The sequence below is a fragment of the Bifidobacterium pullorum subsp. saeculare genome, assembly GCF_016899725.1.
GTDB lineage: Bacteria > Actinomycetota > Actinomycetes > Actinomycetales > Bifidobacteriaceae > Bifidobacterium > Bifidobacterium pullorum_C.
On record NZ_JACLYU010000290.1, the window covers coordinates 1 to 392 of the forward strand.

The following is a 392-nucleotide window of genomic DNA, read 5'->3' on the forward strand; positions in this document are numbered from 1 at the left end:
ATCGCGCCCACCGCCTGCAGCACGCGGTAACTGCCGCCCACCGCGGGATTCGCGTCATGGGCGACCGCGAAGCCGCCCGCCTTGGGCAGACCGTCCACGTCCATCATGATGTCCACCCACACCTGGCCCAGCGAGATGACCGCGGGGGTGTGGCCCTGGCGGGTGGCTTCGGCGGTGTGCTCGTCCACGGCCTTGCGGCGGGCCAGGAACCTTCCCAGCAGAGTGCTGCCTTTCATGGTGTCGGCGTTGCGCATGGTGCCCTCCTCTTCGAAGCCCGGTCGCGGGGCCGGGCTTTAAGGCGGTGACGCCCGGCCCGGCCGATATGCACGTTCCGATGACTACGCACCGGTGTAGTCCGCGAAGTTGGGAGCTTGCTGAAAGCTGCGTGAACG

The 392-nt window shown here is 68.4% G+C and carries 1 pseudogene; it reads right to left on the reverse strand.

The features are described from left to right. A pseudogene (locus tag H7U32_RS10580) lies at nucleotides 1-254 on the reverse strand (hypothetical protein); the annotation flags it as partial. Nucleotides 255-392: the final 138 nt, after the last annotated feature.